The organism is Klebsiella sp. GG_Kp175 (assembly GCF_040062325.1).
Lineage (GTDB): Bacteria > Pseudomonadota > Gammaproteobacteria > Enterobacterales > Enterobacteriaceae > Klebsiella > Klebsiella quasipneumoniae.
The window spans coordinates 18,867-35,927 of the sequence record NZ_JBEAFX010000033.1; the positions used below are offsets into that span (position 1 = coordinate 18,867).

The following is a 17,061-nucleotide window of genomic DNA, read 5'->3' on the forward strand; positions in this document are numbered from 1 at the left end:
TGTAGAAAGATTGCCCGCAGCGCGGCAAAAGCGCGCTACGCGTTGGAATAGCGTTCGGTTTCCGGCATCCAGCGCTCGATCAGCGCCTGGGCCTGCAGCGGATAGCGTTCATGAATGTGGCGCGCTATGCGCTGAACGTCGGGGATCATCGCCTGATCGCGCAGCAAATCCGCCACTTTAAACTCAGCGTTGCCGGTCTGGCGGGTGCCGAGCAGCTCACCGGGACCGCGAATTTCAAGGTCTTTCTGGGCGATGACGAAACCGTCGTTACTGTCACGCAGCACCTGCAGGCGTTTCTGCGCCGTTTTAGAGAGCGGCGATTTATAGAGTAGCACGCAGTGGGAAGCGACCGCGCCGCGCCCGACGCGCCCTCTGAGCTGGTGCAGCTGCGCCAGACCCAGACGTTCCGGGTTTTCGATAATCATCAGGCTCGAGTTCGGTACGTCGACACCGACTTCAATGACCGTCGTGGCCACCAGCAGATGCATTTCGCCCTGCTTGAAAGCCTGCATCACCGCCTGCTTCTCCGCCGGTTTCATCCGCCCGTGCACCAGACCGATATTCAGCTCCGGCAGCGCCAGCTTGAGCTCCTCCCAGGTCGCTTCCGCCGCCTGGGCCTCCAGCAGATCGGACTCCTCAATCAGCGTACAGACCCAATACGCCTGGCGGCCTTCGTGGGTGCAGGCGTTGCGCACGCGGTCAATAATATCGCTGCGCCGGGTGTCCGGGATAGCGACGGTAGTCACCGGGGTTCGGCCCGGCGGCAGCTCGTCGATAACCGAGGTATCGAGGTCGGCGTAGGCGGTCATCGCCAGGGTGCGCGGGATCGGCGTGGCGGTCATGATCAGCTGATGCGGGTGGAAACCCTGCTGCTGACCTTTCTCCCACAGCGCCAGCCGCTGGTGTACGCCGAAGCGGTGCTGTTCGTCGATGATCACCAGCGCCAGGCCGTTAAACTGCACCTGTTCCTGGAAGATGGCGTGGGTGCCGACAATCATCTGCACCTCGCCGCTGGCGATAGCGTCCTGCTGCGCCTGGCGGGCTTTGCCTTTCTGTTTGCCCGCCAGCCAGCCGACCTCAATGCCCAGCGGTGCAAACCAGCTGCGGAAGTTGTTGGCGTGCTGCTCGGCGAGCAGTTCGGTGGGCGCCATCAGCGCCACCTGTTTGCCGTGGGCGATAGCGCGCAGAGCGGCCAGGGCGGCGACCAGCGTTTTACCGGAGCCGACGTCGCCCTGCACCAGGCGCATCATCGGCACGTCCAGCGCCATATCGCGCTCGATCTCGGCGGTGACCCGCGCCTGCGCGCCGGTGGGCTTAAAGGGCAGGGAGGCCAGCAGCTGATTTTTCAGGGTATCGTTGGCGCCGAGCGGCAGGGCGTGATAGCGCTGGGCGCCTGCCCGTAGCGCCAGCATGCTGAGGTTGTGCGCCAGCAGCTCTTCCAGAATCAGGCGCTGCTGCGCCGGGTGCTTGCCGCTTTCCAGCTCGCTAAGTTGCAATGAGGGAGGCGGACGGTGCAGCGTACGCAGCGCCTCCGGCAGGCTCATCATCCCCTGCGCCAGCTCCGGCGGCAGGAGTTCGCTAATTGCGCAGGTCTCGAGCAGCTCGAGCGCCTGATCGGTGAGCTTGCGCAGGGTCGCCTGCTTAATGCCTTCGGTAGTCGGGTAGACCGGCGTCAGGGTCTCCTGCAGCTCCGGGGTGCTCATATCGCCCTGGACGCGGTATTCCGGGTGGATCATCTCGGCGCCATACTTCCCGCGTTTGGCTTCACCGTAGGCCAGCACTCGTCGACCGGTCGCGAGGCTGTTTTTCATCGCCGCGTTGAAGTTGAAAAAGCGCATGGTGAGGATGCCGGTGCCATCGCTGATCTGGCAGGTCATCATTCGACGGCCGCCGAAGGTGATATTGCTGTTGAGCACTTCGCCTTCCACGGTGGCATAAACCCCGGGCAGCAGATCGGCTATCGGGTAAAGATGGGTGCGATCTTCGTAGCGCAAAGGCAGGTGCAGCAGCAGATCCTGTACCGTATGCAGGCCGATCTTCGCCAGCTTGCTGCTCTGCGCAGCCCCAACGCCGGTGAGTGAACTGAGCGGAACGGCATCTAACAGGCGGCCTGACATGGGGTTTACCTCGCAGCCTGCATGGTGGCCCACCACGCGGCATCGGCTTCCACTTCGCCCTGCTCGTTAACGTGGGGGTAAGGCAGCCCTTTCTGTCTCGCGACGCGGGCCAGCACCGGATAGCCGCCTTCAAACAGCAGGCGCTGCTGCTCTTCCGGCGGCAGCATGCTGTTGGCGCGTTGGTACATCCCGGCGTTCTGTCGCTGCCGCTGGGCTTCATACAGGATCAGCGCCGAGGCGACGGAGACGTTCAGCGACTGCACCATGCCGATCATCGGGATAATAATGTCCTGATCGGCCAGGGCCAGCGCTTCCTGAGTGATGCCGGTTTTCTCCTGACCCATCAGGATGCAGGTTGGGCGCGTATAGTCGATTTCACGGAAATCGATGGCTTTGCCGGAAAGATGGGTGGCGAGGATTTGCATACCCTGGCCTTTGAGGTGGCCGACGGCATCTGCGATGGTACGGTGGGTTTTCACCTGCACCCAGCTGTTGCTGCCCGCGGCGGCGGAGGCCATGGTGCGCATCCGGCTGCTCGGCCAGACCGCGTGCACCTCGTGTACGCCAACGGCGTCTGCGGTCCGGATGACCGCAGAGACGTTATGGGGCTTATGGACCTGCTCCATGCAGACCGTCAGGTCAGGCTGACGCCTGGCGAGCATCTCGCAGATACGCGCATAACGCTGTGAATTCATTACACTTCATCCTTCGAATTACCTCTTTAGTCGCTGCGGATCACGCGGCCCATCCCTGAGCCTCTCCCCTGACGGGGCCTGCAAGCAGCGTTCAAATCTGCTCCCGGCAGATTTGTCATTCGCTTGCTGCCTTGATGCAATTCGAATGTTTTGTCTAAAAGCTAATTTCGGTTACGGGTGACTTTAATCACGTCCGGCATGACGCGGATTTTGCGCATGATATTCGCCAGATGCACGCGGTCGCGGGCGGTCAGGCGGATAAAGGCGCTGTATACGCGGCCATCTTTCTCTTCCGTATTCAGACTCTGGATATTGGAAGAGGCGGTGTTGATCGCCGCCGTCAGGTTAGCCAGTGCGCCCTGGTGGTTAAACATATCCACCTTGATCTCCGTAATGAACTCCTGAGCGGTCTCTTTATCCCACTCAACCGCCATAAATTTCTCCGGCTCTTTCTGGTAGCCGCGGATGTTACGACAGGATTCATGATGGATAACCAGCCCTTTGCCGGGACTGACGTGGGCGATAATCGGGTCACCGGGGATCGGACGACAGCATTTGGCAAAAGTGATCAGCACGCCATCGGCGCCTTTGATCGGTAGATGGCCGTGGTTCGAGGCATTGGCCGGCACCGGAGCCGCAGCGGCTTCGCCCTGCTGCAGGTTTTTCGCCACCACCACGCTCATGGCGTTGCCCAGACCGATCTCCGCCAGCAGATCGTCGAGCGAGGCCAGCTTCATCCGGTCGAGCTCGCGCTGGATATTCTCCGGCGGGATCTCGGCGAGTTTGCGGCTACCGCCCAGCGCGTGGTTGAGCAGACGACGGCCAAGGCTGACCGAGTCATCGCGCTTGAGGTTTTTCAGCAGCTGACGGATCTTGGCGCGCGCCTTCGAGCTGACGACAAAGTTCAGCCAGGCGGCATTCGGACGTGCGCCCGGCGCGGTAATAATTTCGACTGTCTGACCGCTGGAGAGCGGCTGCGACAGTGGATAGGGCTGGCGGTCGACGCGCGCGCCGACGCAGGCATGGCCGATATCGGTATGCACCGCATAGGCGAAGTCCACCGGCGTGGCGCCAGCGGGCAGTTCGACAATGCGCCCTTCCGGGGTGAAAACGTAAATCTCATCGGGGAACAGATCGGATTTAACGCTCTCAATAAATTCAAACGAGCTGCCGGCGCTCTGCTGCAGCTCCAGCAGGCTCTGCATCCAGCGCTGGGCGCGGATTTGCGCGGTGGTGCTGCTTTCGCCGCCGTGCTCTTTATAAGCCCAGTGCGCCGCGACCCCCATCTCCGCCATCTGGTCCATGTCTTCGGTACGAATTTGTACCTCGACCGGGACGCCGTGGGGGCCGATCATCGAGGTGTGCAAAGACTGATAGCCGTTCGCTTTCGGAATGGCGATATAATCTTTGAAACGACCTGGACGCGGTTTATAGAGGCTGTGCATCTGGCCAAGCACGCGGTAGCAGACATCGGCATCATGGACGATAACGCGGAAGGCGTAGATATCCATGATCGAGTGAAAACGCTGCTCTTTGAGCACCATTTTGCAGTAGATCGAGTACAGATGCTTTTCGCGACCGCTGACGCGGCAGGGGATCCCCGCTTCCTGCAAACGCCCTTCGATTTCCGAGAGGATCTTTTGGATCATCTCTTTACGGTTGCCGCGCGCCGCTTTGACCACCTCTTTAATGACGCGGTAGCGGTTCGGGTACAGCGCCTCAAAGCCCAGCTCTTCGAGCTCAGTTTTGATGTGATGGATACCTAAACGGTGCGCCAGCGGGCTGTAGATTTCCAGCGTTTCGCGGGCGATGCGGCGGCGTTTATCCGGGCGTAGCGAGCCCAGGGTACGCATGTTGTGGGTGCGGTCGGCAAGCTTGATGAGGATGACGCGGATGTCCTGCACCATCGCCATGATCATTTTACGAAAGTTTTCGGCCTGCGCCTCTTTCTTATCGCGGAACTTGAGCTTATCAAGTTTCGATACCCCCTCTACCAGTTCGGCGACGCTTTTACCAAAAAGCTGTTCCATGTCCTGGTAGGTGGCGGGAGTATCTTCAATCACATCATGCAGCAGCGCGGCCATCAGCGTTTCGTAGTCGAGCTTCATCTCGGCCAGAATACAGGCAACCGCGACCGGGTGCGTAATATAAGGTTCACCGCTTGAACGTGTCTGACCCTCGTGAGCGTCACGTGCAACGAGATACGCCTGCCGCAGACGTTTGATCTGGTCTTCCGGCAGGTAGTTTTGAATCAGCTGATTCAGGCTTTCAAACAGATACAAGGGCGACCCGCTGTGTGATTAACGACGACCTTCAGCAATCGCGGTAACGGCTTGTAATTCAGCGGCTTCCTGCTCTTGCTGTTCCTGGCGCTCACGTACGTCGAGGATCTGGTTGTTGATCAGACCTTCTTCGATTTCGCGCAGTGCGATTACGGTGGTTTTATCGTTTTCTTCCGGTACCAGCGGATCCTTTCCGCCTACCTGCATCTGACGAGCGCGACGCGCGGCGACCAGTACCAGGTCAAAACGGTTACCAATTTTCTCTACAGCGTCCTGAACAGTTACGCGTGCCATACTTAAAATGCTCCACAGGTGAAGAAATGACTGGGCATGATACTGAATGTGGATTCAGTCTGCCAATAGTTTGGTGATTAAAGCGCCATGTCGCTGCTTTTGGCGGCTCATGCGCAGACGTTCAGCGCGGATGATATTTTTCAGGTCGCTCAGGGCGGTGTCAAAATCATCGTTCACAATCAGGTAATCATATTCGGCGTAATGGCTCATTTCCGCAACGGCCTGGGCCATTCGTTTCGCGATCACCTCTTCGCTGTCCTGGCCGCGGCCGCGCAGGCGACGGTCCAGTTCATCTTTTGACGGCGGCAGAATAAAAATGCTGCGTGCGCCCGGCATGCTTTTACGGATCTGCTGCGCGCCCTGCCAGTCGATATCGAGGAAGACATCAACACCGGTCGCCAGCACCTGCTCGATCGCTTTACGCGACGTGCCGTAATAGTTGCCAAAGACCTCTGCATGTTCCAGAAACGCGTTTTCGCCAATCATCGAGCGGAATTCGTCGTGATTCACGAAGAAATAGTGTTCGCCGTGCACTTCACCCGGACGCGGCGCCCGCGTGGTATGGGAAACCGATACCTGGGTGTCATACAACGGTTGGGTTTTTAATAAAGCCTGAATCAGGCTGGATTTACCCGCGCCGCTAGGGGCGGAAACAATATAAAGCGTGCCTTGAGCCATGAGTGTCTTTTGTATGTGGTTATCGAAAGAGGTCCTACATACGAGCCTATTATACACGTCGCCGCGGCGTGACGCAGTCCTTGTCACACTTTTTGCCGCTGTTTCTTTCATTTTGCCTGCCGTTTTCCTGAATTCGCCAGCCGTTGCTGCAACGAGGTGCAAATCCTGGAAGGCGCTTCGCAGGGTGAAAAAGCCCCCGTCGCGGTTTCCGGTATTCTGCCGCAGACTCTCCGTCAGGTGCTGAAGGAGGGAACTGCAATGCGTAAAGGAGGGGGGTGGCTGGCGATAGGGATGTTCTCTGCCAGCGCGCTGGCGACGTGCCCGGACTGGCCGCCGGCTAAAGGCAGACAGGAGATGGCACGTCTTCATCAACAGATTGACGCCTGGAACGAGGCTTACTGGCGACAGGGCGCCAGCGAGGTGAGTGATGACGTTTACGACCAGCTCACCCAGCGCCTGACGCAGTGGCGGCAATGCTTTCCGGGCGCGACGCCTGAGGAGGACGGTCTGTCTCCACCGACCGGCGATACGCGTCATCCGGTCGCCCATACCGGCGTACGCAAGCTGGCGGATGAAGCCAGCCTGGCCCGCTGGATGAAAAATAAAACCGACCTGTGGATACAGCCTAAGGTGGACGGCGTGGCGGTAACCCTGGTCTATCGCCAGGGGCATCTGGTTCAGGCTATCAGCCGCGGGGATGGCCTGCGCGGTGAGTTGTGGACCGCCCGAGCGCGGCAGATCCCGGCGCTGGCGAAGCTGACGACCGGCAAACTGGCCAACAGCGTGCTGCAGGGGGAGCTGTTTCTGCGTCGGGAGGGGCATGTTCAGCAGCAGGCTGGCGGAATGAACGCGCGGGCGAAAGTCGCCGGGTTGATGATGCGGGCTGACGCGGCGGCGCCCCTCAGCCAGCTGGACGTTTTTATCTGGGCCTGGCCAGACGGTCCGTCGGATATGCGCCGTCGTCAGAAGCTGCTGGCGCAGGCGGGGTTTATCTACAGCGGACAATACACCCATCCGGTGACGCGTGTTGAGCAGGTGGCGGAGTGGCGCCAGCGGTGGTATCGCTCGCCGCTGCCCTTCGTCAGCGATGGCGTGATTGTGCGTGAAGGGCGCGAACCGGCGGGGCGCGTCTGGTCACCGGGAAAGGGCGAATGGCTGGCAGCCTGGAAATATCCTCCGGCATCGCGGGTGATGGAGGTGCGGGCGATCCATTTCAGTACCGGCCGCAGCGGTAGAGTCAACGTAGTGGCTGAGCTTGAGCCCCAGCGACTGGATGACAAACGCGTGCAGCGGGTTAACGTTGGCTCTGTGGCCCGCTGGCAGGCGCTGGATATTGGGGTTGGCGATCAGCTGCAGATCAGTCTGGCAGGTCAGGGTATTCCACGGATCGACGCGGTCGTCTGGCGGATGGCCGAGCGCCTTAAACCGACGCCGCCGGCGGCCAAATTCAATGCGCTAACCTGCTATTTCGCCACCCCTGAGTGCAGCGAACAGTTTCTTTCCCGGCTGGTCTGGTTGTCATCAAAGTCGGTGCTGGATATCGATGGCGTAGGGGAAAACGTATGGCGCGTCATTCAGCGGCAGCACCCGATGGAGCATCTTTTTTCCTGGCTGGCGCTCACGGCGGAGCAGCTGCAGGCGATGCCTGGGATCTCGGCCGCCCGTGGGCAGCACCTCTGGCATCAGTTTGATCTTATTCGTAAACGGCCTTTTATACGCTGGGTGCTGGCGATGGGGATCCCGGTGCCCCAGGAGGCGCTGGCGCAGCCTGGAAATGAAAACTGGCGCCTCCTCACGGCAAAGAGTGAAGCGCAATGGCGCACGCTGCCGGGCGTGGGGGCGATCAGAGCCCGACAGCTGGTGGCTTTCCTGCATCACCCTGACGTGGCGGCGCTGGCGCAATGGCTTAGCGGGCAACGCATCCCCGGGTTTTGAGGCGGTTAGTGGGCGTCGTGGGTGTAGTGGAAGACCGGTAGCCCGAGCTTCCAGCGCAGCGCCAGCATGCGGGCGGTAAAGCCGAACAGCAGCGTGGCCAGGACCACCACATCGTGGCTGCTAACGTAATGTTGCAGCGCTATATAGAGTACCGCTGCGGCAAACGAGATCCCGGCGTACAGCTCTTTCTGGAAGACCAGCGGAATGCGTTTGCAGAACATATCGCGCAGTACACCGCCAAAAACGCCGGTGATGACCGCAGCAATAGAGGCGATAACCGGCCCTTCTCCCATATCCAGGGCGATTTGCGCACCGATGACGGAAAATACGATCAGCCCCAGCGCATCCAGCACCAGGAAAAGCCGGCGCAGGTGCGGCATTACCGGGGCGGCAATTGTGGTAAGGACGGCGGCGACGGCGACAATAATGACGTATTCCGGATGCTTCACCCAGCCGAGAGGATAGTGTCCCAGCAGGATATCGCGAACGGAACCCCCGCCCAGCGCGGTCGCGGTGGCGATAATAATGACGCCGAACGTATCCATCCGCCGACGCCCGGCAGCCAGCGCTCCGGTCATGGCTTCCGCGGTGATACCGATTAAATACAGAACATGAAGCAGCATAGATCCCCCCAGACAGTGGCCGGCAGGTTAACGATTTGTGCGCAGGATCACGATTGAGATTTTCTAAAGTGAAATCGTTAGGCCAGGAAAAACTAATGCCAATATAGATTAAATTGGCTTTAATTGGCGGTTGATTTCTATTTTATGAATTTTTAAAGATTAGAAAAAGTAATGACTTGTTCCCGATCGATTTTCTATATTGAAAACGCTACGAATACCTAATGTTTAAGTCCCGACCTTTATCCTTTTATTTTCTTTCTCGAGGAGATGAGAAAATGCGTGTCGCCGCCGGGAGCAAACATTCTCTGACTCGCCTGTTGGCCGTGGTATTAACCGGGATTTTGGCCGGTCTGTCCGGCATGGTTTTGGCACTGATTTTACACGCCATTCAGCACCTGGCTTTTGGCTACAGTTCCGGGCAGATCGTCGGTTCGGTGTCATTTTTACAGGGCGTCACGGCGTCGCCCTGGCCACGTCGCATCGCGGCAATCGTGGCCGGCGGCATCGTCGCCGGATTTGGCTGGTGGCTGCTTGGTCGCTATGGGCAGAAGCGGGTTTCCATTGCCGCGGCGGCGGCTAACCCTTCCGTCCCCATGCCCGCGGGCACCACGACGATCCACGCCCTGTTGCAGATCGTCACCGTAGCGCTGGGTTCCCCGCTTGGCCGCGAAGTGGCGCCGCGGGAAATGGGCGCGCTGGGAGGGGGGATGGTGGCGCGTAAGCTGAGCCTGCTGGAGGATGACACCCGCACGCTGATTGCCTGTGGGGCGGGCGCGGGCCTGGCGGCGGTGTATAACGTCCCGCTGGCAGGGGCGTTGTTCACCCTCGAGGTCATGCTGCTGTCGTTTAGCTGGGAAAAAACGCTGGCGGCGATAATGACCTCGGCGATTGCCGCCTGGACGGCCACCCTCGGGTTAGGGGATGAATCGCAATACCATTTTGTTTCCAGCGCGCTTCCGCACACCTTTCTCTGGTGGGCGATTCTGGTGGGCCCGATTTTGGGCACCGGCGCCTGGCTCTTTCGCAAAGCGACCAGCGCAGCGCGTTCACGCGTGCGAAGTAACTGGCAGATGCCGGTGTTCTGTCTGCTGGCGTTTTCACTTCTTGCCGTCCTGAGCCTCTGGTTCCCTGCGCTACCGGGCAATGGCAAGGGGCCGATGCAGCTGGCGCTCAGCGACGGGCTGCCTCTCTCCATGGTCGCGATCCTGTTAGGGCTGAAGATGGTGGTGATCCTGGCGGTGCTGCGCGGCGGCGCGGAGGGCGGGTTGCTAACCCCGGGGCTGGCGGTGGGCGGGCTGGCCAGCCTGCTGCTCTGCGCGCTCTGGCAATCAGGGTTCCCCGGCGGAGATGAAAGTAGTTTCGCCCTGGTGGGAGCAGCCGCTTTTCTCGCCGCCTCCATGCAGATGCCGCTGACGGCGGTGGTGCTGGTGATGGAATTCACCCACATGGATCACAGCTATCTGGCCCCGACGCTGCTGTGCGCGGCAGGGGCGTTTTTGACCTGCCGGGTACTGGATAAGAAAGCGGTTAATGAGCTGCAGCGAAAGTGAACCGGGAGAGGGCCATTCATCCTGGAAGTAAAATCAGCCGCAATTTTGCCTGATGGTTGCCTCATGGTTGATAAGCCATTTTTTACGCGCAATGCCGCCGCCATAACCCGTCATCGAACCATCTTTGCCGATAATTCGATGACAGGGGATGATGATGGCGACACGATTGGCACCATTTGCGGAAGCGACCGCCCGCGTGGCCGTCGGCTTACCTATATCCATGGCAATGGATTGATAATTCGTCGTCTCGCCGAAGCTAACGCGCTGTAAACTGTGCCAGACCGCTCGCTGGAACTCACTGCCTGGCGTATCAAGCGCCACCTCGAATGATTGGCGCTGCCCGGCAAAATACTCTGTTATTTCTTGTTGCGCCTGCCGGGTGTGGGCGTTTTCTCCTGCGATGATGCTGGCGTCGAACCGTCGCTGCAGGTCGCTGAATTCTGTCTCCAGCGCTCGTCTGTCGACAAATTCCAGCAGACAAATTCCCCCTTGCGTTGCGCACACGAACATTGGTCCTAGCGGAGTGGTAAAGCGATGAATTAAAACAATCTGGCGTTGCGCGCTGGGAGCGGAACCGGTCAATTTTTTGCAGGTATAGCCGAAGCCGCTTAAGGATTCGTAGCCGCTATCGAAAGCGACATCGGTAGTTGAGCGGCCTGCTTTCAGCTCCTGAAGCGCCATATTCACGCGCTGCATCCGTTGAAAAGCCTGAAAAGTGATCCCGTGATTTTGCAGGAACCAGCGGCGAACGCGTTCCGGGCTAATATCATGCTGACGTAGTTCGTTATCGCTGAGGCGAACCTTCGGATTTTCTCGCAGCAGGCGAAGCGCTTGCTCAACAAAGGCGGGAGCCGTCCGGGCATTCTCCGTCGGGCGACAGACTTTGCATGGCCGGAATCCAGCATCCAGCGCGGATTTAACGTCATTATAAAATTCGACGTTTTCGCGTCTGGGTTTTCGCGCCCGGCAGACCGAGATACAAAATACACCGGTGGTTTTGACGCCAACGAAAAAGACGCCGGTGAATTCCACTGCGCGTTCAAGCAGCGCCTGATACCAGATATCGCACTGGACACTGTCGGTAATTTTCATGGTAAAAAAACGTCCGAGAAAGAGTGATGAGCTTGTACCTGACAGAATAAGTCTTTCAGTTTGGTCTGTGTGGCAGCGTGCAAAAAATTGCCCATTGAAATACGTCTTACGCCCAGCGCAGATAAGGCGCTGAAGTCTGCCAGCTCAGGCATACACATTACGTTTAATGGTAAAGGCACGCGGCGAACGATGGGGGTAATATCCTCTGCATGGGTGACGCAAGGCACAAAAAAACCGTCTGCGCCGTGGTTCGCGTAGAGTTGACCGCGATAGAGCGTCTGATCCAGCGCATCTTGAACGTCGAGAAGAAAGGTATCGGTGCGGACATTAACAAACATGCCGGGACAGGCGCGGGTGATTGCCTGCAGTTTGACGGCAAAGCGCTTCGGATCATCAAGAAGACGCCTGTTATTTACCACCTGACTATCCTCGAGGTTTATTCCGCTCACGCCGAGATGCGCCAGACGCTGAATATTCTCAATAATGTGGCTGGTTGTGGCGCCGTAGCCGGCCTCTAAATCGACGCTTAACGGCAGTTCGCTAACGGCTTTGATGCGTGAGACGATATAGAACAGCTCGTCAAAACTCATCTCTTCGCCATCTTTATAGCCTAACATCGCGGCGATAGCGGCGCTGGAGGTTCCCAGCGCCTGGTAATCGGCCTGCTGAGCGGCCTGAGCGCTGCTGGCGTCCCAGACGTTGGCAAGCAACAAAGGTTGGTTTTGCTGGTGAAGCGCGTTGAAGTCCATTCTTTTCTCCCGCAGTGGTGTTTCCCCTGACTGTGCCGCGTTGTGCTCATTGGCCACAACCGAAAACTGGACGACTATTTTTTACGGCAGCTTATCGTCAGCCTGCGGTAGAGATAAATAAAAAGGCCATGATTGATCATGGCCTTGTGAACGGAAAGACTTTAACAGACGAGAGCGCGTTACTCGATATTCTGGATCTGCTCGCGCATTTGCTCGATCAGCACTTTCAGCTCAATCGCAGAGTTGGTGACCTCGGCATTGATCGATTTTGACGCCAGGGTGTTCGACTCACGGTTGAACTCCTGCATCATAAAGTCGAGACGGCGACCCACGGCCTCTTTCTTTTTCAGAATGTTGTAGGTCTCTTTCACGTGGGCTTCGAGGCGGTCCAGCTCTTCGGCAACGTCGATACGCTGCGCCATCAGCACCAGCTCTTGCTCGAGACGGTTATTCTCCAGCTGCACTTCCGCATCCTCCAGCTTGGCGACCAGACGCTCGCGCTGCCACTGGAGAATTTCCGGCATATGAGCGCGAACTTTCGCCACTTCGCCGCTCACGCCTTCAAGACGCTGCTCGATAAGCGTTTTCAGCGCCTGGCCTTCCGTTTCGCGAGCGACGATGAAGTCATCCAGCGCGCCGTCAAGGGCTGCCAGAATGTCGGCGGCGATGGCGTCAAGATCCTGCTCTTTGGCGGCCATCACGCCCGGCCAGCGCAGGATATCAACCGGATTGATTTCCCCTTCATCGCTCTGCATTTTCACCCAGTTGGCAGCGTTAACCAGCTGTTTAGCCAGCTTTTCGTTGAGAATGAGTTCGCCCTGAGCGCTGGGGTCTTGTTCAAAACGCAGGGTGCATTCGACTTTACCGCGAGTCAGGCGGGCGCGAATGCGCTCGCGTACCACGGGCTCCAGGCTACGGAACTGCTCCGGCAGGCGGAAGTACGTTTCCAGATAGCGCTGGTTTACCGAGCGCAGCTCCCATGCGGCGCTACCCCAGTCACCCTTGATTTCACGGCGGGCATAGGCGGTCATACTGCGGATCATAGTCGTTCCTGTTTTTAAAGGAGAGTGGGGAGGATTATAGCTTTCGAGGCCTTATCAGGATAGGAATAAGCGCCTTTAATCCGTATAATGCGCAGCCACATTCGTTTCAAGCCGGAGATTTCTATCATGCGTCCAGCAGGTCGTAGCGCCAACCAGGTGCGCCCCGTCACCCTGACCCGTAATTACACAAAACACGCTGAAGGCTCTGTGCTGGTTGAATTCGGTGATACCAAAGTGCTGTGCACCGCCTCCATTGACGAAGGCGTTCCGCGTTTCCTGAAAGGACAGGGACAGGGGTGGATCACCGCTGAATATGGCATGCTGCCGCGTTCAACGCACACGCGTAACGCGCGTGAAGCGGCAAAAGGCAAGCAGGGCGGCCGGACGATGGAAATTCAGCGCCTGATCGCCCGTGCGCTGCGCGCGGCGGTTGATCTGAAAGCGCTGGGCGAATTTACTATCACCCTCGACTGCGATGTGCTGCAAGCCGACGGCGGCACCCGCACCGCGTCTATTACCGGTGCCTGCGTGGCGCTGGCCGACGCGCTGAATAAGCTGGTGGCGGCCGGCAAGCTGAAAACTAACCCGATGAAAGGGATGGTGGCGGCGGTCTCTGTTGGGATCGTTAATGGCGAAGCCATCTGCGATCTGGAGTACATCGAAGACTCTGCCGCGGAAACCGACATGAACGTGGTGATGACCGAAGATGGTCGCATCATTGAGGTGCAGGGTACGGCAGAAGGCGAGCCGTTCACCCATGAAGAGCTCCTCACTCTCCTGGCGTTAGCCCGAGGGGGGATCGAATCCATTATTACGACGCAGAAGGCGGCGTTAGTAGATTAGTTTTTAAGGCGACTGAGAAGTCGCCTTTTTTTTGACCGTAAAAAAGTAAGATGAGGAGCGAATCCATGAAGCCGTATCAGCGCCAGTTTATTGAGTTTGCGCTTAGCAAGCAGGTTCTTAAGTTTGGCGAGTTTACGCTGAAATCCGGGCGTAAGAGCCCCTATTTCTTTAACGCCGGCCTGTTTAACACCGGGCGCGATCTGGCTCTGCTGGGCCGTTTTTATGCCGAGGCGCTGGTGGATTCCGGGATTGAGTTCGACCTGCTGTTTGGCCCGGCCTACAAAGGGATCCCGATCGCCACCACCACCGCGGTGGCGTTAGCCGAACACCATGACCGCGACCTGCCTTACTGCTTTAACCGTAAAGAGGCAAAGACTCACGGCGAAGGCGGCAATCTGGTCGGTAGTCCACTGCAAGGGCGGGTCATGCTGGTGGATGACGTGATCACCGCCGGTACGGCGATTCGCGAATCCATGGAGATCATCCAGGCCAACGGCGCGCAGCTGGCGGGCGTGCTGATCTCCCTGGATCGTCAGGAGCGCGGCCGCGGTGAAATCTCCGCCATTCAGGAAGTGGAGCGGGATTACGGCTGCCAGGTTATCTCGATCGTAACCCTGAAAGAGCTGATCGCTTATCTGGAAGAGAAACCGGAGATGGCGGAACACCTGGCCGCCGTTCGCGCTTATCGCGAAGCCTACGGCGTGTAACGAAAAAGCCCGGTAAGCAGAGCGCTACCGGGCAATGCAAAGAAAACTACTGCAGCTGTGCGGCGACCAGCGGCCAGCGGGCGTCGAAATCATCCGTCGGACGGTATTTGAACTCGCTGCGCACAAAGCGCGACAGCATGCCCTCGCAGAAGGCGAGCAGCTGGCTGGCCAGCAGCGTTTCGTCGAGCGTGTAGCCTTCGCCTTCGCGCATTTTTTTCTCGCGCATCACCTGACGCAGCTGCACTTCGATGCGTTCAAAAAGCTGGTTGATACGGCCCTGCAGCCGGTCCTGTTCGAACATCAGCGCGTGTCCGGTGAGGATGCGCGTCAGCCCAGGATTACGCTCGCCAAACCCAAGAATCAACAGAACAATCAGGCGCAGGCGCGCGGACGTGTCCTTCTCATCTTTCAGAATCAAATTGATGCGCGTAATCAGACTGTCTTCAATGAACTCGATCAGGCTGTCAAACATGCGGGTTTTGCTGGGAAAATGGCGATACAGCGCGGCCTCAGAGACGCCGACGGAAGCTGCCAGTTTCGCGGTGGTAATACGTTGACTACCATCGCTGGATTCCAGCATTAGCGCCAGAGATTGAAGTATTTCTTCGCGACGATTCCGTTTCGCAGTTTGCTTTTCTGCCATGTTTTAAAATACCCCTGAAAATAAGCACTTGTCAGGCAGACATCCACAACGCGACCGCAAACCAGAGTTTGCGGTGGTGTTATTGCATTATGCGCGTTGGGATGCAGATTCCGTGTTGCTGGGCCTATTTGCGCCCTGAGTGACCGAAGCCGCCTTCGCCGCGGTCGGTGGCATCGAAAGATTCCACCAGGTTAAATTCCGCCTGCACGACCGGCACAAAGACCATCTGCGCGATACGTTCGCCCGGCTCGATAACAAAGCTCTGCTGACCGCGGTTCCAGACGGACACCATCAGCTGCCCCTGGTAATCGGAGTCGATAAGGCCCACCAGGTTGCCCAGCACCACGCCGTGCTTATGACCCAGGCCCGAGCGCGGCAGGATCACCGCCGCCAGAGAGGGATCGGCGATATGAATCGCAAGGCCGGTCGGCAACAGCGTGGTTGCGCCCGGCGCAAGCTCTACGGCGTCGTCGAGACAGGCTCGCAGGTCAAGTCCGGCGGAGCCGGAGGTGGCATAGGTCGGCAGCGGAAATTGCTGGCCGACACGCGGGTCCAGAATCTTAACGTCGATTTTTTTCATCATAACGGGTCACGATCTCGTCGAGTAATAATTGGCCCAGGAGTTCCTTGCGCTCAAGTGGTAAGCGCTTTTCCCCATCCTGCCAGAAAAGGTGTAATGCGTTGCTATCGCTGTTAAAGCCCTGATTAGGCTGGGAAACATCGTTGGCGCAAATCAGGTCGAGGTTTTTGCGGGCACGTTTTTGCCGCGCATATTCTTCCACATTATTCGTTTCGGCGGCAAACCCAACGACGTAGGGGCGATGCGATTTTAGCGCTGCAACCCCGGCCACGATATCCGGGTTTTTAACCATTTTTATTGTTAATTCATCACCTTGTTTTTTTATTTTATCTTCGGCGATGGCGGCGGCGCGGTAATCCGCCACCGCGGCGCAGCCAATAAAAATGTGCTGCTGCTGAGCGCCGGCCTGGACGGCCGCTTCCATTTCCAGCGCGGTAGTGACATCAATACGCTGCACAAAGGGCGGTGTCGGAAGTGATACCGGTCCGCTGACCAGGGTCACGTTCGCGCCGCGCTGTGCGGCGGCGGCGGCAATCGCGAAGCCCATCTTACCGGAGCTGTGGTTAGAGATGTAACGCACCGGATCCAACGGTTCACGGGTCGGGCCCGCGGTAATCATGAGGTTGAGATGTTGCAAATCTTTGACAGGGGAGGCGAAATGCTGTGCGGCCATCTCCACGATGGTTAACGGATCGAGCATTCGCCCCGGGCCGATGTCGCCGCAGGCCTGGCTACCGCTGTCCGGTCCCCACAGCAGCAGGCCGCGGGAAGCGAGCGTCTGCAGATTATGCTGGGTGGCCTGCGCGCGATACATCTGCTGGTTCATGGCGGGCAAGACGGCAACCGGAGAAGGGGTGGCAAGACAGATCGTCGACACCAAATCGTTAGCCATGCCGGCCGCCACGCGGGCAATCAAATCGGCGGTCGCCGGGGCGAGGATCACCAGGTCGGCCCATTTTCCGAGCTCAATATGGCCCATGGCCGCTTCCGCCGCCGGATCGAGCAGACTATCGGAAACCGGATAGCCGGATACCGCCTGCAGGCTGAGTGGGGTGATGAACGCTTTTGCCGCCTCCGTCATTGCGACACGCACTTCCGCGCCGCGTTCACGCAGTCGCCGCACCAGTTCCGGGGTTTTATACGCCGCGATACCGCCGCTGACGCCCAGGACGATTTTTTTACCCGCCAGAGTCATCATGATGTATTCCTGTTGCCGTAGACCAGAATCCG

At 58.5% G+C, this 17,061-nt stretch carries 16 protein-coding genes; 4 read left to right on the forward strand and 12 right to left on the reverse strand.

Going from position 1 to position 17,061, the window contains the following annotated elements; genetic code table 11:
* Positions 1-35: 35 nt before the first annotated feature.
* From recG to gmk, 5 genes are all read right to left on the reverse strand, one after another.
* On the reverse strand, positions 36-2,117 hold the full coding sequence (recG, locus tag ABLU73_RS22940) for an ATP-dependent DNA helicase RecG (protein ID WP_023319342.1): 2,082 nt from the start codon (positions 2,115-2,117) through the stop codon (positions 36-38).
* A 5-nt stretch (positions 2,118-2,122) separates the two neighbouring features.
* Positions 2,123-2,812 carry a tRNA (guanosine(18)-2'-O)-methyltransferase TrmH gene (gene trmH / locus ABLU73_RS22945; RefSeq protein WP_023319341.1) on the reverse strand — a complete coding sequence of 230 codons (690 nt, stop codon included), beginning with the start codon at positions 2,810-2,812 and terminating at the stop codon, positions 2,123-2,125.
* Between the two features lie 161 nt (positions 2,813-2,973).
* Positions 2,974-5,094, reverse strand: a complete 2,121-nt coding sequence (gene spoT / locus ABLU73_RS22950) for a bifunctional GTP diphosphokinase/guanosine-3',5'-bis pyrophosphate 3'-pyrophosphohydrolase (protein ID WP_004205080.1) — start codon at positions 5,092-5,094, stop codon at positions 2,974-2,976.
* A gap of 18 nt (positions 5,095-5,112) precedes the next feature.
* Positions 5,113-5,388, reverse strand: coding sequence for a DNA-directed RNA polymerase subunit omega (gene rpoZ, locus ABLU73_RS22955; protein WP_000135058.1), 276 nt, complete (start codon positions 5,386-5,388; stop codon positions 5,113-5,115).
* Positions 5,389-5,442: 54 nt separating this feature from the next.
* Complete coding sequence (gmk, locus tag ABLU73_RS22960) at positions 5,443-6,066, reverse strand: guanylate kinase (protein WP_002922664.1); 624 nt, start codon at positions 6,064-6,066, stop codon at positions 5,443-5,445.
* A gap of 258 nt (positions 6,067-6,324) precedes the next feature.
* On the opposite strand from gmk, the gene ligB reads away from it, so the two are divergent.
* On the forward strand, positions 6,325-8,001 hold the full coding sequence (ligB, locus tag ABLU73_RS22965; RefSeq protein ID WP_126065120.1) for an NAD-dependent DNA ligase LigB: 1,677 nt from the start codon (positions 6,325-6,327) through the stop codon (positions 7,999-8,001).
* Positions 8,002-8,006: 5 nt separating this feature from the next.
* On the opposite strand, the gene ABLU73_RS22970 is transcribed toward ligB, so the two are convergent.
* Positions 8,007-8,624, reverse strand: a complete 618-nt coding sequence (locus ABLU73_RS22970; protein ID WP_122542190.1) for a trimeric intracellular cation channel family protein — start codon at positions 8,622-8,624, stop codon at positions 8,007-8,009.
* A 275-nt stretch (positions 8,625-8,899) separates the two neighbouring features.
* On the opposite strand from ABLU73_RS22970, the gene ABLU73_RS22975 reads away from it, so the two are divergent.
* On the forward strand, positions 8,900-10,174 hold the full coding sequence (locus tag ABLU73_RS22975) for a chloride channel protein (RefSeq protein WP_122542188.1): 1,275 nt from the start codon (positions 8,900-8,902) through the stop codon (positions 10,172-10,174).
* A gap of 33 nt (positions 10,175-10,207) precedes the next feature.
* Here the strand turns inward: ABLU73_RS22975 and ABLU73_RS22980 are convergent, their stop codons facing one another.
* The 3 genes from ABLU73_RS22980 to ABLU73_RS22990 form a co-directional block, all read right to left on the reverse strand.
* Positions 10,208-11,266 (reverse strand): methylated-DNA--[protein]-cysteine S-methyltransferase, encoded by a 1,059-nt coding sequence (locus tag ABLU73_RS22980; RefSeq protein WP_043522736.1) that lies wholly within the window; start codon positions 11,264-11,266, stop codon positions 10,208-10,210.
* Complete coding sequence (locus ABLU73_RS22985; RefSeq protein ID WP_264923678.1) at positions 11,263-12,015, reverse strand: isocitrate lyase/phosphoenolpyruvate mutase family protein; 753 nt, start codon at positions 12,013-12,015, stop codon at positions 11,263-11,265. Before ABLU73_RS22985 ends, ABLU73_RS22980 begins: the two co-directional genes overlap by 4 nt.
* Before the next feature lie 179 nt (positions 12,016-12,194).
* Positions 12,195-13,058 carry a YicC/YloC family endoribonuclease gene (locus ABLU73_RS22990; RefSeq protein ID WP_004205076.1) on the reverse strand — a complete coding sequence of 288 codons (864 nt, stop codon included), beginning with the start codon at positions 13,056-13,058 and terminating at the stop codon, positions 12,195-12,197.
* A 126-nt stretch (positions 13,059-13,184) separates the two neighbouring features.
* On the opposite strand from ABLU73_RS22990, the gene rph reads away from it, so the two are divergent.
* Both rph and pyrE read left to right on the forward strand, forming a co-directional pair.
* On the forward strand, positions 13,185-13,901 hold the full coding sequence (rph, locus tag ABLU73_RS22995) for a ribonuclease PH (protein WP_004205074.1): 717 nt from the start codon (positions 13,185-13,187) through the stop codon (positions 13,899-13,901).
* Positions 13,902-13,966: 65 nt separating this feature from the next.
* On the forward strand, positions 13,967-14,608 hold the full coding sequence (gene pyrE / locus ABLU73_RS23000) for an orotate phosphoribosyltransferase (RefSeq protein ID WP_004205073.1): 642 nt from the start codon (positions 13,967-13,969) through the stop codon (positions 14,606-14,608).
* Positions 14,609-14,654: 46 nt separating this feature from the next.
* On the opposite strand, the gene slmA is transcribed toward pyrE, so the two are convergent.
* From slmA to coaBC, 3 genes are all read right to left on the reverse strand, one after another.
* Positions 14,655-15,251 carry a nucleoid occlusion factor SlmA gene (slmA, locus tag ABLU73_RS23005; protein WP_004205072.1) on the reverse strand — a complete coding sequence of 199 codons (597 nt, stop codon included), beginning with the start codon at positions 15,249-15,251 and terminating at the stop codon, positions 14,655-14,657.
* Between the two features lie 124 nt (positions 15,252-15,375).
* Positions 15,376-15,834 carry a dUTP diphosphatase gene (gene dut / locus ABLU73_RS23010; RefSeq protein WP_017900056.1) on the reverse strand — a complete coding sequence of 153 codons (459 nt, stop codon included), beginning with the start codon at positions 15,832-15,834 and terminating at the stop codon, positions 15,376-15,378.
* Positions 15,812-17,026, reverse strand: a complete 1,215-nt coding sequence (gene coaBC, locus ABLU73_RS23015; protein ID WP_032431274.1) for a bifunctional phosphopantothenoylcysteine decarboxylase/phosphopantothenate--cysteine ligase CoaBC — start codon at positions 17,024-17,026, stop codon at positions 15,812-15,814. The genes dut and coaBC overlap by 23 nt, the downstream gene beginning before the upstream one ends.
* Positions 17,027-17,061 lie beyond the last annotated feature (35 nt).